The sequence below is a fragment of the Coriobacteriia bacterium genome (assembly GCA_013336165.1).
GTDB lineage: Bacteria > Actinomycetota > Coriobacteriia > Anaerosomatales > JAAXUF01 > JAAXUF01.
In genome coordinates this window covers 80,141-101,966 of sequence record JAAXUF010000003.1, presented here as the reverse complement: position 1 = coordinate 101,966, position 21,826 = coordinate 80,141, and the positions used below count along the sequence as shown (strand labels likewise).

The 21,826-nt window shown below is 60.5% G+C and carries 38 protein-coding genes; all 38 read left to right on the top strand.

Annotated elements, in window-relative coordinates; genetic code table 11:
- Positions 1-42: 42 nt before the first annotated feature.
- The 38 genes from rpsJ (at position 43) to HGA39_03210 (ending at position 21,490) form a co-directional block, all read left to right on the top strand.
- A complete protein-coding gene (rpsJ, locus tag HGA39_03395; GenBank protein NTW28396.1) occupies positions 43-351 on the top strand; it encodes a 30S ribosomal protein S10 in 309 nt (102 codons plus the stop codon).
- A 121-nt stretch (positions 352-472) separates the two neighbouring features.
- Entirely contained in the window at positions 473-1,093 is a 621-nt protein-coding gene (rplC, locus tag HGA39_03390; protein ID NTW28395.1) for a 50S ribosomal protein L3, read from the top strand.
- A gap of 44 nt (positions 1,094-1,137) precedes the next feature.
- Entirely contained in the window at positions 1,138-1,761 is a 624-nt protein-coding gene (gene rplD / locus HGA39_03385) for a 50S ribosomal protein L4 (GenBank protein ID NTW28394.1), read from the top strand.
- Positions 1,761-2,048, top strand: a complete 288-nt coding sequence (gene rplW / locus HGA39_03380) for a 50S ribosomal protein L23 (protein ID NTW28393.1) — start codon at positions 1,761-1,763, stop codon at positions 2,046-2,048. The genes rplD and rplW overlap by 1 nt, the downstream gene beginning before the upstream one ends.
- A 147-nt stretch (positions 2,049-2,195) precedes the next feature.
- A complete protein-coding gene (gene rplB / locus HGA39_03375) occupies positions 2,196-3,026 on the top strand; it encodes a 50S ribosomal protein L2 (protein ID NTW28392.1) in 831 nt (276 codons plus the stop codon).
- A gap of 33 nt (positions 3,027-3,059) precedes the next feature.
- Positions 3,060-3,338, top strand: coding sequence for a 30S ribosomal protein S19 (gene rpsS, locus HGA39_03370; protein NTW28391.1), 279 nt, complete (start codon positions 3,060-3,062; stop codon positions 3,336-3,338).
- A gap of 5 nt (positions 3,339-3,343) precedes the next feature.
- Positions 3,344-3,685 carry a 50S ribosomal protein L22 gene (gene rplV, locus HGA39_03365; GenBank protein ID NTW28390.1) on the top strand — a complete coding sequence of 114 codons (342 nt, stop codon included), beginning with the start codon at positions 3,344-3,346 and terminating at the stop codon, positions 3,683-3,685.
- Positions 3,686-3,692: 7 nt separating this feature from the next.
- Positions 3,693-4,388, top strand: a complete 696-nt coding sequence (gene rpsC, locus HGA39_03360; GenBank protein ID NTW28389.1) for a 30S ribosomal protein S3 — start codon at positions 3,693-3,695, stop codon at positions 4,386-4,388.
- A 5-nt stretch (positions 4,389-4,393) separates the two neighbouring features.
- Positions 4,394-4,819: a 50S ribosomal protein L16 gene (gene rplP / locus HGA39_03355; GenBank protein ID NTW28388.1), complete on the top strand. Its 426-nt coding sequence runs from the start codon at positions 4,394-4,396 to the stop codon at positions 4,817-4,819.
- The gene (rpmC, locus tag HGA39_03350; protein NTW28387.1) at positions 4,820-5,035 is read left to right on the top strand and encodes a 50S ribosomal protein L29; all 216 of its coding nucleotides are present in this window, start codon (positions 4,820-4,822) and stop codon (positions 5,033-5,035) included.
- A 20-nt stretch (positions 5,036-5,055) separates the two neighbouring features.
- Positions 5,056-5,316 carry a 30S ribosomal protein S17 gene (gene rpsQ, locus HGA39_03345; GenBank protein NTW28386.1) on the top strand — a complete coding sequence of 87 codons (261 nt, stop codon included), beginning with the start codon at positions 5,056-5,058 and terminating at the stop codon, positions 5,314-5,316.
- A gap of 73 nt (positions 5,317-5,389) precedes the next feature.
- The gene (gene rplN, locus HGA39_03340; protein NTW28385.1) at positions 5,390-5,758 is read left to right on the top strand and encodes a 50S ribosomal protein L14; all 369 of its coding nucleotides are present in this window, start codon (positions 5,390-5,392) and stop codon (positions 5,756-5,758) included.
- Positions 5,759-5,771: 13 nt separating this feature from the next.
- On the top strand, positions 5,772-6,089 hold the full coding sequence (locus HGA39_03335) for a 50S ribosomal protein L24 (protein ID NTW28384.1): 318 nt from the start codon (positions 5,772-5,774) through the stop codon (positions 6,087-6,089).
- A 74-nt stretch (positions 6,090-6,163) separates the two neighbouring features.
- Positions 6,164-6,706, top strand: coding sequence for a 50S ribosomal protein L5 (rplE, locus tag HGA39_03330; GenBank protein ID NTW28383.1), 543 nt, complete (start codon positions 6,164-6,166; stop codon positions 6,704-6,706).
- A 46-nt stretch (positions 6,707-6,752) separates the two neighbouring features.
- On the top strand, positions 6,753-6,938 hold the full coding sequence (locus HGA39_03325) for a type Z 30S ribosomal protein S14 (protein ID NTW28382.1): 186 nt from the start codon (positions 6,753-6,755) through the stop codon (positions 6,936-6,938).
- 99 nt (positions 6,939-7,037) lie between these two features.
- Positions 7,038-7,436 carry a 30S ribosomal protein S8 gene (gene rpsH, locus HGA39_03320; protein NTW28381.1) on the top strand — a complete coding sequence of 133 codons (399 nt, stop codon included), beginning with the start codon at positions 7,038-7,040 and terminating at the stop codon, positions 7,434-7,436.
- A gap of 32 nt (positions 7,437-7,468) precedes the next feature.
- Positions 7,469-8,005, top strand: coding sequence for a 50S ribosomal protein L6 (rplF, locus tag HGA39_03315; protein NTW28380.1), 537 nt, complete (start codon positions 7,469-7,471; stop codon positions 8,003-8,005).
- Positions 8,006-8,059: 54 nt separating this feature from the next.
- On the top strand, positions 8,060-8,428 hold the full coding sequence (locus HGA39_03310) for a 50S ribosomal protein L18 (GenBank protein ID NTW28379.1): 369 nt from the start codon (positions 8,060-8,062) through the stop codon (positions 8,426-8,428).
- 13 nt (positions 8,429-8,441) lie between these two features.
- Positions 8,442-8,954: a 30S ribosomal protein S5 gene (rpsE, locus tag HGA39_03305; GenBank protein ID NTW28378.1), complete on the top strand. Its 513-nt coding sequence runs from the start codon at positions 8,442-8,444 to the stop codon at positions 8,952-8,954.
- Positions 8,955-8,957: 3 nt separating this feature from the next.
- Positions 8,958-9,143, top strand: a complete 186-nt coding sequence (rpmD, locus tag HGA39_03300) for a 50S ribosomal protein L30 (GenBank protein NTW28377.1) — start codon at positions 8,958-8,960, stop codon at positions 9,141-9,143.
- Between the two features lie 141 nt (positions 9,144-9,284).
- Entirely contained in the window at positions 9,285-9,734 is a 450-nt protein-coding gene (gene rplO / locus HGA39_03295) for a 50S ribosomal protein L15 (protein ID NTW28376.1), read from the top strand.
- Complete coding sequence (secY, locus tag HGA39_03290; GenBank protein ID NTW28375.1) at positions 9,728-10,990, top strand: preprotein translocase subunit SecY; 1,263 nt, start codon at positions 9,728-9,730, stop codon at positions 10,988-10,990. The genes rplO and secY overlap by 7 nt, the downstream gene beginning before the upstream one ends.
- 39 nt (positions 10,991-11,029) lie before the next feature.
- Positions 11,030-11,659 carry an adenylate kinase gene (locus HGA39_03285; GenBank protein ID NTW28374.1) on the top strand — a complete coding sequence of 210 codons (630 nt, stop codon included), beginning with the start codon at positions 11,030-11,032 and terminating at the stop codon, positions 11,657-11,659.
- Positions 11,660-11,664: 5 nt separating this feature from the next.
- Positions 11,665-12,417 (top strand): type I methionyl aminopeptidase, encoded by a 753-nt coding sequence (gene map / locus HGA39_03280; GenBank protein ID NTW28373.1) that lies wholly within the window; start codon positions 11,665-11,667, stop codon positions 12,415-12,417.
- Between the two features lie 99 nt (positions 12,418-12,516).
- On the top strand, positions 12,517-12,738 hold the full coding sequence (infA, locus tag HGA39_03275; GenBank protein ID NTW28372.1) for a translation initiation factor IF-1: 222 nt from the start codon (positions 12,517-12,519) through the stop codon (positions 12,736-12,738).
- A 112-nt stretch (positions 12,739-12,850) separates the two neighbouring features.
- Positions 12,851-12,964 carry a 50S ribosomal protein L36 gene (gene rpmJ, locus HGA39_03270; protein ID NTW28371.1) on the top strand — a complete coding sequence of 38 codons (114 nt, stop codon included), beginning with the start codon at positions 12,851-12,853 and terminating at the stop codon, positions 12,962-12,964.
- A 14-nt stretch (positions 12,965-12,978) separates the two neighbouring features.
- On the top strand, positions 12,979-13,353 hold the full coding sequence (gene rpsM / locus HGA39_03265) for a 30S ribosomal protein S13 (GenBank protein NTW28370.1): 375 nt from the start codon (positions 12,979-12,981) through the stop codon (positions 13,351-13,353).
- Between the two features lie 3 nt (positions 13,354-13,356).
- On the top strand, positions 13,357-13,758 hold the full coding sequence (gene rpsK, locus HGA39_03260; protein ID NTW28369.1) for a 30S ribosomal protein S11: 402 nt from the start codon (positions 13,357-13,359) through the stop codon (positions 13,756-13,758).
- An 18-nt stretch (positions 13,759-13,776) separates the two neighbouring features.
- Positions 13,777-14,403 (top strand): 30S ribosomal protein S4, encoded by a 627-nt coding sequence (rpsD, locus tag HGA39_03255; protein ID NTW28368.1) that lies wholly within the window; start codon positions 13,777-13,779, stop codon positions 14,401-14,403.
- A gap of 28 nt (positions 14,404-14,431) precedes the next feature.
- A complete protein-coding gene (locus tag HGA39_03250; GenBank protein NTW28367.1) occupies positions 14,432-15,370 on the top strand; it encodes a DNA-directed RNA polymerase subunit alpha in 939 nt (312 codons plus the stop codon).
- Between the two features lie 16 nt (positions 15,371-15,386).
- Positions 15,387-15,740, top strand: a complete 354-nt coding sequence (rplQ, locus tag HGA39_03245; GenBank protein ID NTW28366.1) for a 50S ribosomal protein L17 — start codon at positions 15,387-15,389, stop codon at positions 15,738-15,740.
- A gap of 129 nt (positions 15,741-15,869) precedes the next feature.
- The gene (locus tag HGA39_03240; GenBank protein NTW28365.1) at positions 15,870-16,685 is read left to right on the top strand and encodes an energy-coupling factor transporter ATPase; all 816 of its coding nucleotides are present in this window, start codon (positions 15,870-15,872) and stop codon (positions 16,683-16,685) included.
- Entirely contained in the window at positions 16,676-17,512 is an 837-nt protein-coding gene (locus HGA39_03235; GenBank protein ID NTW28364.1) for an ATP-binding cassette domain-containing protein, read from the top strand. Before HGA39_03240 ends, HGA39_03235 begins: the two co-directional genes overlap by 10 nt.
- Positions 17,512-18,300, top strand: coding sequence for an energy-coupling factor transporter transmembrane protein EcfT (locus tag HGA39_03230; protein NTW28363.1), 789 nt, complete (start codon positions 17,512-17,514; stop codon positions 18,298-18,300). The genes HGA39_03235 and HGA39_03230 overlap by 1 nt, the downstream gene beginning before the upstream one ends.
- A 29-nt stretch (positions 18,301-18,329) precedes the next feature.
- The gene (gene truA / locus HGA39_03225; GenBank protein ID NTW28362.1) at positions 18,330-19,142 is read left to right on the top strand and encodes a tRNA pseudouridine(38-40) synthase TruA; all 813 of its coding nucleotides are present in this window, start codon (positions 18,330-18,332) and stop codon (positions 19,140-19,142) included.
- Positions 19,143-19,240: 98 nt separating this feature from the next.
- Complete coding sequence (gene rplM / locus HGA39_03220) at positions 19,241-19,675, top strand: 50S ribosomal protein L13 (protein ID NTW28361.1); 435 nt, start codon at positions 19,241-19,243, stop codon at positions 19,673-19,675.
- 5 nt (positions 19,676-19,680) lie between these two features.
- Positions 19,681-20,079 carry a 30S ribosomal protein S9 gene (gene rpsI, locus HGA39_03215; protein ID NTW28360.1) on the top strand — a complete coding sequence of 133 codons (399 nt, stop codon included), beginning with the start codon at positions 19,681-19,683 and terminating at the stop codon, positions 20,077-20,079.
- A 76-nt stretch (positions 20,080-20,155) separates the two neighbouring features.
- Positions 20,156-21,490, top strand: a complete 1,335-nt coding sequence (locus HGA39_03210; protein NTW28359.1) for a phosphoglucosamine mutase — start codon at positions 20,156-20,158, stop codon at positions 21,488-21,490.
- Positions 21,491-21,826: the final 336 nt, after the last annotated feature.

The window sequence follows — 21,826 nt, the reverse complement described above, 5'->3', positions numbered from 1 at the left end:
AGCAATAGTGTCGGGGCAACGCATCTGACGGAGGGTTGAGAGTTGGCGAACCAGAAGATCAGGATCCGCCTCAAGGGCTACGACCACGAGATTGTGGATCAGTCCACGAAGCTGATTGTTGACACAGCTCAGAAGACGGGCGCGAAGGTCTGCGGACCGATCCCGCTTCCGACTGAGCGCAGCTTGTACTGCGTTATCCGTTCGCCGCATGTCAACAAGGACAGCCGCGAGCAGTTCGAGATGAAGACGCACAAAAGGCTCATCGACATCCTTGAGCCTACGGCAAAGACGGTTGACTCGCTCATGCGGCTGGATTTGCCTGCCGGCGTGGATATCGAGATCAAACTCTAGTTTTCTGGTAGAATCGTCGGCCGTGCGCTTTGCGCGGACGACGCGACAGGTGCGGTCCGCTGGGCAGTGATGCAAAGATGCGCCACGAGGGTCCCATGACCGCTTAAGGTTAGGAAGAGAAATGGTTACGACGATACTCGGCCGCAAGCTGGGGATGACGCAGGTCTGGGGCGATAACGACAAGCTCCTGCCGGTTACCGTCATTCAGGCCGGCCCCTGCGTGGTCACCCAGGTCAAGACGGACAAGAACGATGGGTACAGCGCGGTACAGATCGGTTTTGGCGACATGAAGCCGAGCAAAGTGAACAAGCCCATGGCCGGCCACTTCGAAAAGGCCAATGTCGATCCCAAGCGTCATTTGGCCGAGATTCGCATGTCTGCCGGTGAGACCGCCAAGGTTGGGCAGGCTATCACGGTCGAAGCGTTCGGAGAGGCCAAAGCCGTGCACGTCACCGGAACCAGTAAGGGTAAGGGTTTCGCGGGCGTCATGAAGCGTCACAACTTCAAGGGTGGTCCTGGTGGACACGGTTCGCACTTCCACCGTGCTCCCGGTTCCATTGGACAGTGTGCGACTCCGTCGCGCGTTTTCAAGGGCATGAAGCTTCCCGGTCACATGGGTGACGAGACTGTGACCGTTCGCAACCTCGAGGTCGTCAAGATCGACACCGAGCAGAACCTGATCATCGTCAAAGGCGCCGTTCCCGGCGGCAAGGGCGCGTTGCTTACCATTCGGATGGCATAAAGACGCTTTTGCAGCTTTTCGACGCAGTCAAGGAGATACTGAAGATGGCCAAGATCGATATCACAGACACCGCCGGCAAGAAGGTCGGCACAGTCGACCTCGCCGAGGGCGTCTTCGGCATAGCGCCGAACATGTTTGCAATGCACCAGGTCGTGCGCAGCCAGCTTGCGGCTCGTCGCGCTGGTACGCATTCGACTCTCACCCGCGGGAAGGTTTCCGGCGGTGGGGCGAAGCCATGGCGCCAGAAGGGCACAGGTCGCGCCCGCCAGGGTTCCACACGTTCGCCGCAGTGGGCGGGCGGTGGAGTGGTCTTCGGGCCGCATCCTCGTAGCTACGGGTTCAAGGTTCCCAACAAGGTCGTCAAGCTTGCGATGCGTTCAGCTCTCTCGGCGAAGCTTGCCGAGGAAGTACTGTACGTGATCGACGGTTTCGCTTTCGAGAAGCCCTCGACCAAGCAGGCCGAGCAAATCATCGCGGCGCTGGGCGTCAAGGGACGCATCACAATCGTGGTGGGTGAAGACGACGTTAACACCATGCTGTCATTCCGCAACATCAAGCGGGTGCGCGTGATCACGGGATCCGAAGCGAATACGTATGATCTCATCGACAACGCAGCCGTTGTGCTCACCCGGCCGGCCCTGACGTGGCTTGAGGGGGTGCTGTCCTAATGTACGATCCTCGCGATATAGTGATTCGCCCGATTATCTCGGAGAAATCTTACGAGATGATCGAGATGAACAGATATACTTTCGAGGTTGCGAAGAGCGCCCGCAAGCCTCAGATCGCCTCGGCGGTTGCAGAGATCTTCGGTGTCACGGTAACGAACGTGAACACCTTGAACGTGAACGGAAAACCACGTCGTGTGCGTGCCGCCAAAGGCATGACGCGCGACTGGAAGAAGGCAATCGTCACACTCAAAGCTGGCGATTCGATCGAGTTTTTCCAGAGTCACTAAGGTAAGGGTCTGTACGTAAGGCCAAGGGTGTCGGAGAATGACTCTTTATGGAGCCGCCCGGCACCGTGGTAGTCCGGCGTCGGAGTCGTTGGCGGAGAAGTTCCGCCGGTCCCGGACGACACCGGCCATCGGACGGAAGGAGACGACATGGGACTGAAGCAATACAAACCGACCTCCCCGGGTCGCCGTTTCCAGACGGTATCCGACTTCAAGGAGATCACGTGCACGACTCCTGAGAAGTCGCTTGTGGAGCCGTTGCCAAGGAAGGGCGGCCGCAACAACAATGGCCGCATCACCACGCGGCATCAGGGTGGCGGGCACAAGCGCCAATATCGCGTGATTGACTTCAAGCGCAAGAAGGATGGCGTGCCTGCGAAGGTCGCGACCATCGAGTACGACCCGAACAGGTCGGCCCGTATCGCTCTCCTGCACTATGCGGACGGCGAGAAGCGCTACATTCTGGCGCCGAAGGGCCTCGTCGTCGGCGATACTGTGAACAGCGGGCCTGGTTCCGATATCAAGCCCGGCAACACGCTTGCTCTGTCTGACATTCCGGTCGGTACTGTGGTTCACGCTGTGGAGCTCCAGCCTGGTAAGGGCGCTGCCCTTGCGCGTTCAGCTGGAACATCGATCCAGCTGATGGGCAAGGAGGCGGACTATGCGGTGCTGCGCATGCCTTCTTCGGAAATGCGCCGCGTACTCGTCACCTGCCGCGCAACCATCGGCGAAGTCGGAAACGCCGAGCACGGCAACATCAAGATCGGAAAGGCCGGTCGCGCACGCTGGATGGGCGTACGTCCGACCGTTCGTGGTACCGCCATGAACCCTGTGGACCATCCGCACGGAGGTGGCGAGGGCAAGAACAAGTCAGCCGGTCGTCACCCGGTCACCCCTTGGGGTGTTCCGACAAAGGGTCACAGGACCCGCAATAAGACCAAGGCGTCAAGTCGCCTCATTATCAGACGCCGCAAGAAGTAGCGCTCACAGAAGCGATAGGGAGCTGATTCGACAGTGAGCAGAAGCCTGAAAAAGGGACCGTTCGTACAGCCTCGCCTCCTCGAGCGTATTCACGCGATGAATGAGGCAGGCGAGAAGAGAGTGGTCAAGACGTGGTCACGGCCGTCAACCATCTTCCCGGAGATGGTTGGACACACGATAGCCGTGCACGATGGCCGCAAGCACGTACCGGTGTACGTTACCGAGTCGATGGTTGGCCACAAACTCGGCGAGTTTTCGCCGACGCGGACATTCCGCGGTCACGCCGCCGACAAGAAGAAGGGCAAGAGGTAGAGCACATGGAAGCCAGAGCAGTTGCACGCTACGTGCGGGTAAGCCCGCGCAAGGCCCGACTGGTGGTCGACCTCATCCGCGGCAAGTCCGTCGAGAATGCTCGCGCCATTCTGAGGTTCTCGCCACGTGCCGCCGCTGAAGTCGTGGAGAAGGTACTGAACAGCGCTACGGCCAACGCCGAGCGTAACCTCCACATCAAGGCGAGCGACCTCATCGTCGGTGCCACATTCGTCGATGAGGGTCCGACCCTGAAGCGGACTACGCCGCGGGCCATGGGCCGGGCGTTCCGGATCAACAAGAGAACCAGCCATATCACGGTCGTCGTCAAGCAGCGAGAGGGGGCGTAGGAGCCGCATGGGACAGAAGGTATATCCAATCAGCCTACGTCTGGGCATCACGGAGAACTGGCGCTCGCGCTGGTACGCCGGCAAGAACTACGCGCAGACACTCGAGAGTGATCTTGCGGTTCGCAAGTTCCTCTTCAAGAGACTGGCGCGTGCTGCACTGAGCAAGATCGAGATCGAGCGCAAGGGTGAGAAGACGGTCGTTTCGCTATGGACCGCCCGCCCCGGCATCGTCATCGGCAAGAAAGGCGCCGAAGTCGACGTGCTGCGCAAGGAAATCGAGAAGTACACAGGCGGGCAGGCCTCAGTCAACATCGTTGAGATCAAGCGTCCCGAGCTGGATGCGGTCCTGATCGCACAGAGCGTCGCCGAGCAGCTTGAGGGCCGCGTGGCTTTCCGCCGCGCGATGCGCAAGGCGGTAACCTCCGCCATCAAGAGCGGCGCGCAGGGCATCAGGATTCAGTGTTCCGGCCGTCTCGGCGGCGCCGAGATGAGCCGCCGCGAGTGGTATCGCGAAGGCCGCGTGCCGCTTCACACCCTGCGTGCCAAGATTGACTACGGTACCAAGGTAGCCGCAACCACAATGGGCGCCATCGGCGTCAAAGTGTGGGTCTATCACGGCGAAGTGCTGCCAGGGCAGGAACCTCCCAACCCGGCCATCGAGGGCGCTCGTTCAGCCCGGCCGCGTCGCGGTGAAGGGAGATAGTCGAAATGCTTTTGCCGAAGAGAGTCAAGCACCGCAAGGTGCAGCGCGGATCCCGCAAGGGTGAGGCCAAGGGCGGTACCGCCGTCAATTTTGGCGAATACGGTATCAAGGCGCTTGAGGCGGCCTGGATCACGAACCGTCAGATTGAGGCCGCACGTATTGCGATGACTCGCTACATGAAGCGTGGCGGCAAGGTCTGGATCTGCGTGTTCCCGGACAAGCCAATCACGCAGAAGCCGGCTGAGACCCGAATGGGCTCAGGTAAGGGCAGCCCCGAGAAGTGGGTCGCCGTAGTCAAGCCCGGCCGTGTCATGTTCGAAATCGCGGGCGTTTCCGAAGAGGTCGCACGCGAGGCGATTCGCTTGGCGGCGCACAAGCTGCCGATCAAGACGAAGTTTGTTACCCGTGCCGAGTCAGGCGGGGAGGCGTAGATGAAGACTTCAGAGATCATAGAGCTGGCTGATGCAGATCTGTTGCAGAAGCTGAAGGACACAAGGGCGGAACTGTTCAACCTTCGTTTCCAGTTGGCAACAGGCCAGTTGGGCAATACCGGCCGCATTGCGGTCGTGAAGAAAGATATCGCTCGTCTGCGCACTGAGTTGCGCAGCCGTGAGCTTCGCGCCCAGCGCGACGCGGCAGCGTCCTAAGGGACATGTGAGGAGAAGGAATGGATACCGATCGCAACAGCCGTAAGGTTCGCCAGGGCGTCGTAGTCTCGACGGCCCCTGACAAGACTTGCGTTGTGAAGGTCGAAGAGCGTAAGAAGCATGCGCTCTACGGCAAGATGATCACGATGTCGAAGAAGTTCCACGCACACGATGAGAATAACGAGTGCGGTGTAGGCGATACAGTGACGATCATGGAGACCCGCCCGCTTTCGAAGCTGAAGCGCTGGCGTCTCGTCCAAATCGTGGAAAAGGCCAAGTAGTTCCGTCGGCCGATCATGTGCGCCAGATGCGAAGGTGCACCGCTGAAGGACCGATCTGTAGTCGGAGGAAGATATGATCCAGGCAGAAACCCGGCTGAAAGTTGCTGACAACTCGGGTGCACGCAAGGTTCTGTGCATCAAGGTTCTCGGCGGCTCGAAACGTCGCTATGCGTATGTGGGCGATGTCATCGTCTGTGCCGTCAAGGAAGCCGTTCCTAACGGTGCTGTGAAAAAAGGCGACGTTGTGAAGGCAGTCGTCGTGCGCTGCAAGAAGGAAGTCCGTCGTCCTGATGGCAGCTACATCAAGTTTGACGACAATGCGGCTGTCATCATCGACAACCAGGGTAACCCCAAGGGGACCCGTATTTTCGGCCCGGTTGCGCGCGAACTGCGCGACCGCAAGTATATGAAGATTGTCTCGCTGGCGCCTGAGGTGCTCTAAGGAGGTTGTACACATGGCAAAGATGAGCATCCGCACGGGCGACAACGTGAGAGTGATCGCCGGCAAGGACAAGGGCAAAGAGGCCAAGGTTCTCGCGGTGTTCCCGCACAAGGAGCGTCTGTCCGTTGAGCGGGTCAACATGATGAAGAAGGCCGTTCGCCCGACTCAGAAGAACACCAAGGGTGGCATCCTGGAGATCGAGGGAACGATTCACGTCTCCAACGTAATGATCGTGTGCCCGAAGTGCTCGCAACCGACCCGCATCGGCCGTAGGCGTGAGAACGGCAACCGGATTCGTACCTGCAAGAAGTGCGGCAAAGATATCGACTAGTAAGCGGCTCCCCGCATTGTCGAGGAGGTACAGGGTCGGAAATCCTGTACTGAGAACCCCGTTGGAGGAAAAGAATGGCTCCGAGATTCAAAGAGAAGTACCTCAAAGAGGTGGTCCCCGCTCTCAAGGAGCAGCTGGCTCTTGGGAATGTCAACGAGATCCCGCGTCTTGAGAAGATCGTCGTCAACATGGGTGTTGGCGCTGCAGTTCAGGACTCCAAGCAACTTGACGCCGCGATCGCCGATCTGCGTCTGATCACCGGCCAACAACCGACGATCACCCACGCAAAGAAGTCGATCGCAGGCTTCAAGATTCGCCAGGGTATGCCCATCGGCGCCAAGGTCACGCTGCGTGGCGACCGTATGTGGGAGTTCATGGATCGTTTGCTCTCAACGGCCATTCCGCGGGTACGTGACTTCCGCGGCCTGAATCCGAACTCATTCGACGGGCGCGGCAACTATTCAATGGGCGTGACCGAGCAGCTCATCTTCGCTGAGATCGATTACGACAAGGTTGACCGTACTCGCGGCATGGATATCACGTTTGTTACGACATCAGACACCAACGATGGCGCCAAGGCATTGCTCGATGCCTTCGGTTTCCCGTTCAAGCGATAGGCGTCAGCCGGCAGCTCAGAAAAGCTGCCGTGACAAGGAGGATGAAGTGGCAAAGAAGTCGATGATCGCCAAGGCCAAGCGCCAGCCCAAGTTCTCGGTGCGTCAGCACAATCGCTGCGCCCGGTGTGGGCGACCACGCGCGTTCTACCGGCAGTTCGGTCTATGCCGAGTTTGCGTGCGTGAGCTTGCGAGCCGCGGCGAGCTTCCCGGCGTGCGCAAGGCTAGCTGGTAGTCCGTATCACGCACGGAGGAGACCCGGCCTGAGAGGCGCGCCCGCCACGGGTAGGCGCGAACCACGGGATCGGATCATCCCGGACCATAGGAGGAACACATGAGCATGACCGACCCGATCGCCGATATGCTGACGCGCATTCGCAATGCGAACTCAGCATACAAGGCGGTCACCACGATGCCATCGTCGAAGAAACTCGTCGAGATCGCGCGCATCATGAAGCAGGAGGGTTACATCGCCGATTTTGTGGTGATCGAAGGAGATCCGCAGAATTCGCTCGAGGTAACCTTGAAGTACGGAGCGAAGAAAGAGCGCACCATCACAGGTATTCGCCGGATCAGCAAGCCCGGCTTGCGTGTGTATGCCAAGAAAGACGAGTTGCCCCGAGTTCTCGGCGGCCTCGGTATTGCCATTATTTCGACTTCTCATGGCGTGATGACCGACCGGGGTGCGCGCAAAGCGGGCGTCGGCGGCGAAGTCATCGCTTACATTTGGTAGTCGGACCGGACTAAGGAAAGGAGCGAACAGCCGTGTCACGTATCGGCAAACAGCCCATCCCGGTCCCGTCCGGGGTCGAGGTGCAGATTAAGGATTCGATCGTCTCCGTCAAGGGGCCGAAGGGTCATCTCTCGCAGGCCTTCAGTGACTTGCTCTCGGTTGAGATCGAGGACGGTGCCATCATAGTCGCTCGTGCGGATGAGTCGCGCGAAGCGCGCTCACTGCATGGTCTGACTCGTACGCTCATCGCGAATATGGTGACCGGCGTGTCTGAGAGTTTTGCGAAGAACCTTGAGATCGTCGGCGTCGGTTACCGCGCCTCGATGAAGGGCAGCGACCTGGAGTTGCTGCTCGGATTCAGCCATCCGGTACTCATGGTGGCCGAGCCGGGCATCACATTCGAGGTTCCCGTGCCGACGAAGATCACCGTTCGCGGTATCGACAAGCAGCGCGTGGGACAAGTGGCCGCCGACATTCGCCAGTGGCGTAAGCCTGAGCCCTACAAGGGCAAGGGTGTCCGCTACGAAGGCGAGAAGGTCCGCCGTAAGCTCGGCAAGGCCGCTAAGTAACGATTCTGGCAAACCGACCGGCTGGTCGGCGCGAACGAGGAGAGCAGTGACGATATGGACAAGTTGAAGGCGAAGCAGGCGAAACTCGACCGCCGGCATCGCAGGGTTCGTGGCAAAGTGAGCGGAACCGCCGAGCGGCCCCGCCTGTGCGTGACCCGCACGAACACGAACATCTATGCGCAGGTGATTGACGATGTCGCCGGCGTCACCGTGGCCGCTGCCTCGACGCTGGACCCCGAACTCAAGGGTGCGCTAAAGAGCGGCGGCACCGCAGAGGCCGCGAAGGTAGTGGGCGAGGCCGTTGGACGCCGCGCGCTTGCCGCGAACGTGACGGCTGTAGTCTTTGACAGGGGCGGTCGCCTGTACCATGGCCGCGTGAAGGCTCTTGCGGACGGTGCGCGTAGCGCCGGCCTTGAGTTCTAGGGAGGATCAGCACATGGCGCGCAGAGAAGCTCCTGTCTCCGAACTCCAGGAGAAGGTCGTATACATCAACCGTGTATCGAAGGTCGTCAAGGGCGGCCGTCGGTTCGCGCTGACCGCCTTGGTCGTCGTCGGCGACGGCGCGGGCAACGTCGGTGTCGGAATGGGCAAGTCCCAGGAAGTGCCGATCGCCATCAAGAAGGGTATTGAGGACGCCAAGAAGAACATGTTCAAGGTGCCTCTCACCAAAGACAAGACGATTCCACATGGGATCATCGGCGAGTTCGGTGCTGGTCGTGTCATGTTGAAGCCTGCAGCCCCTGGTACCGGAATCATTGCCGGCGGCCCGGTGCGCGCGCTTCTTGAGCTTGCGGGCGTGACCGATGCGCTTTCCAAGTCGCTCGGTAGCGACAACGCGCTTAACATGGTCAAGGCTGCAGCACAAGGTCTTCAGCAGCTCGCAAGCCCGCAGGACATTGCCCGCAGGCGTGGTCTGTCCGTGGGCCGCATCTACGGCTGGGAGGAGTAACCTATGGCCGAGAAGAGACTCAAGATCACTCAGATCAAGAGTGGTATCGGCTTTCCGGCCGACCAGAAGCGCACCGTTCGTGCTCTTGGACTCAAGCGTATCAACGATACCGTTGAACAGGCCGATGTTCCGACTGTTCGAGGGATGATCTTCAAAGTCAAGCACCTTGTGAAAGTTGAAGAGATCTAGCACGGTTCATGCGCGGCGAGAACCGCGTGTGTTTGGGCGAACGTCTTTGCCCGCAGCAAGCAGGTAGAGTCAGCCGGCGGCGAGCGGTCGGCAACGCGGAGCCGGGAGGCTCCATGAGAAGCGAACAGAGGGAGTCAAGCAATGCAGATCAATGACCTGTTCCCGGCACCGGGTTCACGGAAGAACCGCAAGCGCGTTGGACGCGGAAACGGAAGTGGCCACGGAAGTACTGCGGGTCGCGGCGACAAGGGCCAGAACTCGCGTGCAGGTGGAGGTAAGGGTCCGGGATTCGAGGGTGGACAGAACCCGTTGGCCATGCGGCTTCCGAAGCTTCCGGGCTTCACGAACCGCAGCCGAGTTGAATACGATGTTGTCAACGTGTCTCGTCTCGAGCTTGTATTCGCCGATGGCGATCTGGTCGACTGCGACGCGCTTGTGTCCAAGGGGCTAATCAAGAACACCTCCGTCCCGGTCAAGATCCTCGGCGATGGTGAGATCTCGAAGAAGTTAACCGTAAGAGTCGACAAGGTGTCGGGCGCAGCCAAGCAGAAGATCGAGGCTGCGGGAGGGACGGTAGAGGTATCGTGCTGACAGCGATCTCCAACGCGTTTCGCGTCCCGGAGCTCCGCCGCAAGATTCTCTTCACCTTGGCGATGATCGCGCTGTATCGTCTCGGCGCGTTCATCCCGGTACCCGGCATCGATATCGCGACCGTGCAGACGCAGATCGAGAGCAACGCAGCCCTCGGTCTGCTTGGCTTATTCTCGGGCGGTGCGCTCGAGAAGTTCGCGGTGTTTTCGCTCGGCATCATGCCCTACATCACTTCGTCGATCATCATGCAGCTGTTGCAGGGTGTGATCCCGAAGGTTGAGCAATGGGCCAAGGAAGGCGAAACCGGACAACGCAAGATCACGCAGATCACGCGCTACATGACTCTGGGAATTGCACTGCTGGAGTCGCTCGGCCTGCTTGCTACGTTCCGGGGTGCTATTACCCTGTCCTCGGCAACGGGTGTGCCTTCATGGTTCACGGACATGGTGATTGTCGTCACCCTGATCGCCGGTACCGCCTTCATCATGTGGATGGGTGAACTCATCACTCAGCACGGTGTTGGCAACGGCATGTCCTTGCTGATCTTTGCGAGCATTGTCTCGCGTTTTCCGACCGCGATCGTGCAGTCTTTCGAGTTTGCCAGTGGGCTGCTGACCGCCGCACTGCTGTTCATCGTGCTCTTCATCATCGCTGCAATCGTGACTATGGAGCGTGCGCAGCGAAGGATTCCCGTGCAGTACGCGAAGCGTGTCATCGGCCGCAGGGTCTATGGTGGTTCAGGGACCTACATCCCCCTGAAGATCAACGGCGCCAACGTCGTTCCCATCATCTTCGCTTCCGCGATACTGTTCTTCCCCTCGCAGCTTGCTGCGCTGGCGAACATCTCGTGGCTGACGAAGCTCGGCAACGCACTGGCAGCGGGTCCGCTGTACTGGGTGCTGGATTTTGTGCTCATCGTCTTCTTCACGTACTTCTACACTGCGCTCGTGTTTAACCCCCTCGATCTCTCGGACAACCTGCGCAAGAATGGCGGGTTCATACCGGGAGTGCGCCCGGGTGGCGCTACGACGCGTTACATCGAGAACGTTCTGAACCGCATAACCCTGCCCGGTTCTCTGTTCCTAGGTCTTATCGCGGTTGTGCCGAGCATGGTCTTCTACACCACCCAGAACACGCTGATTCAGCAGTTCGGCGGAACGTCGATCCTGATCATGGTCGGCGTCGCGCTGGAAACGATGACGCAGCTTGAGAGCCAGTTGAAGATGCGTCACTACGATGGCTTTTTCCCTGAGTAGGCCGGACATCCTACAAGTACTGCGGGAGGGGTAACGGATATGAACATCGTTTTGTTGGGGGCGCCCGGTGCCGGCAAAGGAACACAGGCCGCCAGCCTGATCGAGGCGTACGGGATTCCGCACATCTCTACGGGCGACATTCTTCGAGCGGCTGTCAAGAACCAGACGCCTCTCGGACTCGAGGCCAAGCGCTTCATGGATGCGGGTGAGCTTGTCCCGGACTCGGTCGTGATCGGCCTCGTGAAGTCGCGCCTTGGCGAGCGGGACACCGACAAGGGCTTCATTCTGGACGGGTTTCCCCGCACCACTAATCAGGCGGAGGCACTGGATCTCGAACTCCAGACGCTTGGCAAGGAGATTGACTCGGCGATTGCGATTACCGTAGATCCTGAGGTCATCGTGTGCCGCCTAACTTCACGGCGCGTATGCCGCGTTTGCGGCGCGATCACCGGGGATGCCGAGGGTCCTGAGTGCGCCAAATGCGGTGGCGAGCTCTACCAGCGCGACGACGACAATGAGAAGACCGTCAGGAATCGCTTGGATGTCTACGAACGCTCCACGGCTCCCCTCATCGAGTACTACCGCTCCAAGGGCGTGCTGCATGAGATCGATGGTGATCGTCCGGTAGAGGTCGTATTCGCCGACGTCAAATCAGTGTTGGGAGCCTGACTCGCGTGATCATCCGCAAGTCGGCAGCCGAGATAGAATTGATGCGCCAGGCAGGGCGTCTCAGTGCGAGGGCGCTTCGCATGGTTGGGGAAGCGGTCAGGGTCGGAGTCACCACGGCCGAACTTGACGAGCTTGCCGAGGAGATCATCCGCGCGGGTGGCGGAGCCCCGGCGTTCAAAGGCTATCATGGTTTCCCGGCGACGCTGTGCACTTCCGTGAACGCGCAGGTGGTTCATGGAATCCCATCGAAGAAGGTCGTTCTGCGCGAGGGAGACATTCTCTCCGTAGACGTCGGGGCGATCATCGATGGCTACTATGGCGACAATGCTCGGACGTTTCCGGTTGGGGCTATCGCGCCGAGAACACAGCGTCTCCTCGAAGCGACAGAAGCTTCGCTGGGGGCGGGTATCGATGCATGCCGTGCCGGCAATCATCTTTTCGACATCGGCGCAGCAGTGCAGGCCGTTGCGGAGGGTGCAGGCTTCTCGGTGGTTCGTGAGTACGTCGGTCACGGAATCGGCCGCAGTATGCATGAGGATCCGAACGTGCCGAACTACGGGCGCCCGGGCAAGGGACCGCTGCTTGAAGTCGGCATGGTGCTCGCGATTGAGCCGATGATCAACGCCGGCGGTGCCGCGGTAGAGTCACTTCCGGACGGGTGGACTGTTGTCACTAGGGACAACTCGCCCTCGGCGCACTTCGAGCACACCGTGGCCGTCACAACAGCCGGGCCACTCGTTCTGACGCTTGATGAATAGCGAGACAATCGTCGCCGAGAATAAAAATCTGGCGCCGATAGGTGAAGTACGATAAGATGTCCACTTGCGTGTTACGCCCCTTGTGAGGAGCAGCCTTTAGTGACAAAGCGTGACGATGCCATTGAGCTCGAAGGTACGGTGCTTGAACCCCTACCCAACGCAATGTTCCGCGTTGAGCTCGAGAATGGACACAAGGTCCTTGCGCACATCTCTGGCAAGATGCGTATGCACTACATCCGTATCTTGCCGGGTGACAAAGTGGTTGTTGAGCTTTCACCGTATGACTTGACCCGCGGTCGCATCACATACCGCTACAAGTAAGCTGGGTTCTCGGCAAGTGGATACTCCCGGCAGCGTGTGCCGGCCATGAACGAAAAACCACGTCTGCGGCTGGACGTGCAGATAGATGTGATCAGTACTGAAAGGGAGAACGATGAAGGTACGTCCTTCAGTCAAAAGAATGTGCGACAAGTGCAAGGTCATCCGGCGCCATGGGCGTGTTCTCGTGATCTGTGAGAACCCGCGCCACAAGCAGCGTCAGGGCTAGGGAGGGAGTACGCGTTGGCCCGAATTCAAGGTGTCGACCTCCCGCGCGAAAAGCGCGTTGAGATCGGCCTGACCTACATCTACGGGATTGGTCTGACGACCAGTCAGCAGATCATCCGCGAGACAGGCATCAACCCCTCGACTCGCGTTCGTGATCTCACCGAAGAAGAGGTCGCTGTTCTGCGCGAGTACATCGACCGGAACCTCAAGGTCGAAGGAGACCTCCGCCGTGAGGTCTCGCAGAACATCAAGCGCCTCATGGAGATTGGCTGCTATCGTGGCCTTCGTCACCGCAAGGGCCTTCCGGTCCGCGGTCAGCGCACGCATACGAACGCGCGCACTCGCAAGGGTCCGCGTCGCCAAATTGGTGCGAAGAAGAAGGGCAAATAGACGATGGTAGCGAAGAAAAAGGCCGTCAGGACGAGGCTCAAGCGCTCTGAGCGCAAGAACATCGCTGTTGGCCAGGCACACATCAAGAGCACGTTTAACAACACCATCGTCACAATCACGGATCCGACGGGCAACGTCATTTCATGGCAGTCCGCAGGCACCGTGGGATTCAAGGGTTCGCGTAAGTCGACGCCGTTCGCAGCGCAGATGGCTGCCGAAGCGGCTGCGAAGATGGCGCAGGAGCATGGTCTCCGCAAAGTTGCCGTCTTCGTCAAGGGCCCGGGTTCGGGTCGGGAGACAGCGATCCGTTCGCTTCAGGCCACCGGTCTGGAGATTTCCAGCATTCAGGATTGCACGCCGGTCCCGCACAACGGTTGCCGTCCGCGCAAGCGTCGTCGCGTGTAACTCGGGAGGATCTAAGCTATGGCTCGATACACCGGGGCGGACTGTCGTCTGTGCCGCCGTGAAGGCATCAAATTGTTCCTCAAGGGCGATCGCTGCTACTCCGAGAAGTGCGGAGTAGAGAAGCGCCCGTATCCGCCTGGACAGGCGGGCAAGAAGCGTCCGAAGGACTCGGAATACCGTGTCCAGCTTCGCGAGAAGCAGCGGGCGAAGCGTATGTACGGCCTGCTGGAGAAGCAGTTCCGTGCGTACTACACCGTTGCGTCAAACCAGAAGGGCATCACCGGCGAGAACCTGTTGCGCTTGCTTGAGAGCCGTCTGGACAACGTCGTCTACCGCCTTGGCTTCGCCAAGTCGCGTGACGAGGCACGTCAGATCGTGCGTCATGGTCACATCGATATCAACAGCCAGCGTGTTGACATTCCTTCATACCGCGTTCGTGCGGGCGAAGTGATATCGGTCACCACGAAAGCGAAGGATCTTCTCGTGATCAAGACGGCACTCATTTCGTCGGAGAAGATCGAGGTTCCGGGCTGGCTCGAGGTTGACATCGAGAAGCTGCAGGGAAAGATCCTGTCGCTGCCGACGCGTGAGCAGATTGATGCGCCGGTTCGCGAGCAGCTGATCGTCGAGCTGTACTCGAAGTAACCTACCGGGAAGCCAAGGAGGCTACTGGATGACAGAGTTCATGAGGCCCCAGGTCAAAGTAGACCGAATCGACGAGCGGGTAGCTCGCTACGTCGTGGAGCCGCTCGAGCGTGGTTTTGGATACACGCTGGGCAACTGCATGCGTCGCGTGTTGCTGTCGTCGCTTCAGGGCGCAGCTGCAACCTCAATTCGCATTGAGGGTCAGCAGCATGAGTTTGCCTCGATCGACGGAGTCCGAGAGGACGTTACCGACATCGTGCTGAACGTGAAGGGTCTCGTGTTCCGTGAGACCGGCATCGGCGCCGGCGACGCAGTCGCCACGCTGTCTGTCACGGGTTCTGCGGTTGTCACGGGTGCGGATCTTCGGGTTCCTTCCGAGTTCGAGCTGATGAACCCGGAGCATGTGATTGCAACCCTGAATAAGGGCGCGCAGTTTGAGATGAGCATCCGGATAGGCGTGGGTCGTGGGTACGTCTCGGCCGACCGCAACAAGCGTCCGGAAGATCCGATCGGCGTGATAACGGTTGACTCGCTGTTTAGCCCGGTTTCGCGCTGCACCTACGTTGTGGAGAACACACGTGTCGGACAGCGTACGGACTATGACAAGCTGACGCTTGAGGTCGAGACGAATGGTTCGATCGATCCGGGCGACGCTGTCGCGCGGTCCGGCCGGATCATCGAGGAGCACATGTTGCTCTTCGTCGACCAGGCCTCGACCGAGTTGGAGGGCGAAGGCATTTTTGCTGCAGCTGCCGACGAGGGTGAGAGCGTTTTGGACACTCCTATTGAGGAACTTGACCTTTCGGTTCGCTCATACAACTGTCTCAAGAGGCAGGGCGTGAACACCGTTGGTCAGCTTACCGAATGTTCCGAGAATGATCTGCTCAACATCAGGAACTTCGGCGCGAAGTCGATTGAAGAAGTCAAGGACAAACTGCAGCAGGTCGGTCTGGGCCTGAAGCCGTAGTGGGAGAGCACAAACGATGAGACACCAAGTTAAAGGCCGCCAGCTCGGCAGCGATGCATCCCATACGAAGTCTATCCTCAGAGGGGTTGCGATCGGGCTGCTCACGAGCGAGCGAATCAAGACCACGGAAGCCCGTGCAAAAGAAGTCCGTCCACTTGTGGACAAGATCATCGGCTGGGCCAAGAAGGGCGACGTGCACTCGCGTCGTCTGGCCATCGCCGCACTTGGCAACAACAAGGAAGTGGTTGCCAAGGTGTTTAACGATCGCGAGCGGTTCGAGGGTCGTCCGGGTGGTTACACCCGTATCCTGAAGCTCGGTCCCCGCAAGGGCGATGCGGCTCCCATGGTCATCATGGAGCTGGTTGACTAGATCGTTTAAGGAACCACTTGCGCGTTATTGTGCGTGCTCGCGGTACTATGCAGGGGCCTCCGCTGGAGGCCCCTTTCATATGTCTTTCCTGTACGTGTGGTGCCGTTGTCTTAGAGAGAGCTTGCGAGCTTGATTCGCTTCGAGAACATAGCGTACTCATACGATGCTCAAGGCGGAGCACCGGCGCTCCGGGGCGTCAGTCTCGAGGTCCATCCCGGCGACATGGTTGCCGTCTTGGGATCGAACGGAAGCGGTAAGTCGACTTTAGCGCGCATGGCGAACGGACTGTTCCTGCCGGATTCCGGAACGGTTACCGTCGACGGGATCGATACACGCGACACTCAGCGGGTTCGTGAGTTGCGCGAACGTGTGGGCATGGTGTTCCAGCGTCCGGACGACCAGATAGTCGCGACGAGCGTCGAAGACGAGGTCGCCTTCGGACCCGAGAACCTCGGCCTAGCGCGGGAGCACCTACGGAGTCGCGTTGATGAGGCGTTGGCGGCTGTCGGCCTGACAGGATTGGAGCGCCGGGAGCCGCATCTTTTGTCGGGCGGGCAGAAACAGCGGCTCGCTATTGCGGGTGCTTTGGCGATGCGGCCGGCGTACCTTATTGTGGATGAGCCGACTTCAATGCTCGATCCTCAGGGGCGAACAGAGGTTCTCGGCATCTTTGCGCAGCTTCGCAAGGAGGGGCACGGTTTTCTGCACGTCACTCACAACCTCGCGGACGTGTTTGATGCGGACAGGGTTGTCGTGCTGCTCAAGGGGAGTGTGCGCTTCGCAGGAACCATGCGAGAAGTCCTGGCTGAGCCTGGGCTGCTCGCGGAATGCGGGCTCGAGATGCCCCCCTTCCTTCGGTTCGCCGAGGAACTTCGCAGACTGGGTGTCCCGGTGCCGCGGGACGTTGCAGACGCCGAGAAGCTGGTGATGTCGCTGTGGCCCTGAGCATGCAGACAGTGGGATACACATACTCCAGCGGGACCACGTTCTCGCAGCAGGCGTTGACTGGAGTTTCGCTAGAGGTCGCACCGGGCGATCTGGTGCTCGTGATCGGTTCGACGGGATCCGGCAAGTCGACACTCTTGCGCTTGGCGGCCGGGTTGGTACAACCCTCGGCAGGCGAAATCCGGATCGATGGAGCGCCTCTCGACTCATCAAGCGCCCGCGGGGTGGTTGGCCTTGTGTTTCAGGATCCTGAATCTCAACTCTTTGCCGACACGGTATGCGATGACGTGATGTTCGGTCCGCGCAATCTCGGTCTTTCGGCTGCCGAGGCGCGCACCGTGGCAGAAAGCGCGCTGCTGGCAGTCGGGCTGGATGCCGCGCAGTATGGCGAGCGGTCGCCGTTTGCGCTGTCGGGAGGGGAGTCGCGGCGCGTGGCGATTGCAGGCGTGCTGGCGATGGATCCCCGGTATCTGCTGCTCGATGAGCCCACGGCCGGACTCGATGCCGGTGGCCGGCACGCCATCCGTTCGCTCGTACACGAGATTCGACACCGCGCCGGGGTTGTCATAGTGAGCCATTCCGCCGAGGAGTTCTTGGAGGATGCGACTGCGGTGCTCGTGCTGGCGGCTGGCGCCCCCGTGTTCGTGGGTGCGCCCGAGGCTCTGGTTTCCGATCCCGGAGTGTTGGCGCGTGCCGGTCTGGATGCCCCCGAGGTGCTCCGGGCGCAGTGGCTGGCGCGTGACCGTGGTATCGACCTGAAAGCGCCGTTTGCTGTCGATCCTCTGCAAGCTGCTAGAAATATGGCCGAGGCCGGGGGGTGGGCATAGTGTCGGTCCCGATGCCGTTCGGTCAGTTCGTCCCGGGTGACTCGCCCGTGCACCGCCTCGATCCACGCGTGAAGCTTGTGCTGGCCGCCGCGTTCACCGTACTTGTATTCGCGGTCCACGGTTGGATACGGTTGGCGGTGCCGGCGTTGCTTGCGGTCATCGCGCTTGTCTTCTCCGGCGTTCCGCCGCGACTGGCACTTCGCGGGCTCAAGCCTGTCGCCTTGCTGTTGTTGTTCACCGTGGCCGTAAACGCGCTGCGGCTTCATTCTTCATCGGCGCTGGTGTCCGTCGGTCCACTGGGTGTAGACGCATCCGGCCTTTCGACGGGACTCTTCTTCTCGGCGCGTATCGTACTCATCGTGGTGAGCACGTCGCTCGTCACGCTTACGACATCGCCGGTGGCCCTCACTGACGCTCTGGCACGGCTCATGAGCGGCCTACGCGTGTTTCGCTTTCCGGTGGACGACGTGGCGATGATGTTCTCGATCGCATTGCGTTTCATCCCGACCACTGCCGAGGAAGCCGAGAAGATCACTCTTGCTCAGACAGCTCGCGGCGCCCGCTTCAATGAAGGCGGACCGGTTCGGCGCGCAAAAGCGTGGGTGCCGGTTCTCATACCGCTGTTCGTGAACCTCTTTCGCCGAGCGGACGATCTCGCGCTTGCGATGGAATCGCGCTGCTACACCGGCGAGGGCCGTACGCGCTTGCACCAGCCGCATATGCGCACGGTGGACTGGATCATCCTGGCGTCAGGGGTAGCGGTACTTATGGCTGCGGTCGTACTCTAGTGCCTGCGATGGACGATATTGAAAGCCCTATGAAGATGGATGATTCGTCTCCTCACGCGCTCGTGCTCACCGTGTCCTACGACGGCTCGAAGTTCGCCGGGTTTGCTCGGCAGCCTGGGCTTGAAACCGTGCAGGGACGGCTTGAGACTGCTTTGTCGACGGTCCTTCGCCGTGAGGTGGAGACCGTGTGCGCTGGGCGGACGGATGCAGGCGTGCACGCCTTGGGGCAGGTCGTCAGTTTCGACTCCGACGGCGAAGAGCTCCCGGCGACGTCATTGCTCCGATCAGTCAACGCGCTCGTGGGCCACGACGTCGTTGTGACGGAAGTGCGCGAAGCGCCACCGGGGTTCTCGGCGAGGTTCGATGCAGTCTCGCGGGAGTACCGCTATCGACTTGTCACCGGCCCGGTTCCACCGCTGTTCCTAGCGCGCTTCTCATGGTGGGTGAAGAAGGACATCGATCTGGACGCCATGCGCAAAGGGGCCGCTCACCTCATAGGAGAGCACGACTTCAGGTCGTTCTGCGTCACGGAGTCTGCGCAGGGCAAACGCACGTTTCGGCGAATCGACGAGATCGACATCGTTGAGGAAGAGCACCTGGGCGAGCGATGCGTGGTCGTGAGGGTGGTCGGCAACGCATTTCTGCACTCGATGGTCCGGATAGTTGTTGGGACGCTTGTCGAGGTGGGCGTGGGCAGGCGAGAACCACGGTGGGTGGCCGACGCGCTGAAGGCGCACAGCCGGTCTGCTGCAGGGCCGACGGCACCTGCTCGCGGACTCACGCTGTGGAAGGTCGAGTACCCTGTCGACGTGTGGGAACACCCGGATGCGTGTGCTGATTGACGTGCAGCAGGCTCGCGGCTACTATGTGAGGGTTCGTTTCCCAGCCCCGTGAAACGGTTGACTCGAACAATTCCATGCAAACATCTGTTGGAGGACTTGTGAAGACCTACCACGCCAAGACAGGCGAAGTTGAGCGCGAGTGGCTTGTTGTTGACGCCACCGACGTCGTGCTCGGCCGTCTGGCCAGCCAGATCGCCCAGATCTTGAAAGGCAAGACGAAGCCGCAGTACACCCCGCACGTGGATACCGGTGACTTCGTCATCGTTGTCAACGCCGAGAAGATCCGTCTGACCGGCAATAAGGCTGAAACCAAGATCTACTACAGCCACAGTGGTTTCATCGGAGGACTCAAAGAGGTCTCCTACGAGCGCATGCTGGCCAAGCACCCCGAGCGCATCATCGAGAAGGCCGTCAAAGGCATGCTCCCGAAGAACACCCTCGGCCGGGCGATGAACCGTAAGCTCAAGGTCTATGCCGGTCCGAACCACCCTCACGCAGCTCAGAAGCCGCGCGAGATCACTCTGGAGGGCTAGTCGAGATGGCTGAAATCAAGGCAGTCTACTACGGCACCGGCCGCCGCAAGACCTCCGTGGCCCGTGTGCGTCTGATACCCGGCACGGGTGTCATGACTATCAACAAGAAGCCCGCGGTCGAGTACTTCGGCCGGGCGGCGCTCGTCAACTTCGCCGAGACTCCGTTCAAGGCGACCGAAACCGTCGGCCGCTTCGACGTCATCGCGAAGCTCGAGGGCGGCGGAGTCTCCGGCCAAGCCGGTGCGCTTCGTCACGGCATCGCACGTGCGCTCTTGGAGGCTGGCGACGATTATCGCGCCGACCTCAAGAAGGCGGGTTACCTGCGCCGCGACCCGCGTATGGTCGAGCGCAAGAAGTACGGTCTGAAGAAGGCCCGCAAGAAGCCGCAGTTCTCCAAGCGCTAGGATCCGCGGCTCATCAGTTGTCTCGATCGGGGCTCGCCGGAAGCGGCGGGCCCCGTTTCATCCCCGGGAGGAAAGCATGGCCCGACTCTTCGGCACGGACGGCGTCCGCGGAATAGCGAACTCGGAGCTGTCTCCGGAACTCGCGCTCAAACTGGGAGAAGCGGCAGGCCGGTTCTTGGCCGGATCCGCCCGCGGTCGCATCGTGGTCGGCCGAGACACCCGGCTTTCCGGCGACATGCTGGAAGCGGCGCTCGTAGCGGGGATCTGCTCGGCGGGTTCGGATGCGCTTGTCGCCGGCGTTGTTCCCACTCCTGCGGTCGCGTTGCTGGTCCGTGAGCTGGGCGCCGACGGCGGTGTGGTCATCTCCGCATCGCACAATCCGCCCGAGTTCAACGGCATCAAGTTCTTCGACCGCCAGGGTTTCAAGCTCGCCGATGCGGTCGAGGACGAGATCGAGGCCTTCTGTGTCGCTGAGCGTGACTGGGCACATCCGACGGGCTCGGCGGTTGGACGGGTTCTCCGAGTCGAGGACGCGGTTGAACGCTACATCGCTCACAGCATCGCCACGGTTGAGGGCGATCTTGTGGGGCTGGTCATCGCAGTTGATTGCGGGCACGGCGCATCGTCGGGCATCACACCGGAGGCCTTGCGCCGTCTCGGCGCCACGGTGATCGCCCTCAATTGCGAGTCCGACGGATTCGACATCAACGTCGGGTGCGGCTCCACCCATCTGGCCCCGCTGGCGGAGCTTGTTGTGCGTGAGGGAGCCGATCTCGGCATCGCACACGACGGCGACGCCGACAGGATGCTTGCGATCGACGAGACCGGTGCGGAAGTCGACGGCGACATGATCATGGCAATCTGTGCCGCGCATCTGCGCGAGGGCGGCCGCCTGTCGTTGGACGCGGTGGTTTCGACCGTCATGTGCAACCTCGGGTTCGAGATCGCCATGCGGGAACGCGGCATTCGCGTCATCAAGACCGCTGTCGGCGATCGTTACGTCCTTGAGCAGATGAGAGACTCAGGTGCCACGCTGGGCGGTGAGCAATCCGGCCACGTCATCTTCCTTGAGCACAATACGACCGGCGACGGATTGGTCACGGCTCTCAAGCTCGCATCCGTGCTTCACGTGACCGGCAAACCGCTCTCAGAACTCAAGCAGGTCATGCGCCGCTATCCGCAAACACTCGTCAATGTGCGGGTGGGAGACAAGGGCGGCTTCTCGGCTAATGTGAGGATCGCCGAGGCGATTCTGAAGGCAGAAGATGCGCTTGGCGACACGGGCAGGGTTCTTGTGCGGGCGTCGGGGACCGAGCCGCTTGTGAGGGTCATGATCGAGGCTGCGGATGAGGCGACGGCACGTGAACTCGCCGAGGATATCGCTCAAGTCGTGCGCGCCGAGATCGGCTAGAGATCGTGGGGTAGGCGGTTGCCGTCACCTACCCGTAATCGCTTTGTGCGCTCTGGGGCTGCTACACTGCAGTGACGAGAACTCGTGCCGACAGGGAGGAGCGCCACCCGAGAGATAGCAGCATGGCAGAGCGCCGGAACTGGCTCGTGCGAATTTTCGCCAGTTGACGAGGAGAGGGCTCATCGAAGTATTCGGCGGATGGCCCTCCGGCCCCAACCGGGGTCGTGACGGTGTCGAAGAAAGCCCGCGGGTGACTGCGGAGACAGAGACGGCATCGCACCGGTTTCTCCACAACTCACAGGGGCCAGATGCCCCGGCCTCCGGCATGCAGGGCGC